Source organism: Leifsonia sp. SIMBA_070 (genome assembly GCF_046534635.1).
Classification (GTDB): Bacteria; Actinomycetota; Actinomycetes; order Actinomycetales; family Microbacteriaceae; genus Leifsonia.
Map to the genome: position 1 here is coordinate 1 of NZ_JAWRYK010000726.1, position 247 is coordinate 247.

The window sequence follows — 247 nt, forward strand, 5'->3', positions numbered from 1 at the left end:
TGCTCGAGAGCGGATCCGCTCGGCTCGCCGAGCTCGACGACGACGGCGACCGGATCGAGCGCCTCGCCGCCGAGCGAGACACGGCGCGCGCCGACCTCGACCAGGCGGCGGGCCGGCTCAGCGCCGAGCGCCGTACGGCCGCGGCGCGGCTGGGCGAGCTCGCGACGGAGGAACTGCACGCGCTCGCGATGCCGAACGCGAGTCTGACGGTCGAGGTGGCCGAGGGGCCCGAATCGTCGCACGGACG

General features: G+C 76.1%; 1 pseudogene. It reads left to right on the forward strand.

Annotated features, from left to right (window positions below):
* A pseudogene (locus SB754_RS22155) lies at positions 1 to 247 on the forward strand (DNA repair protein RecN); the annotation flags it as partial.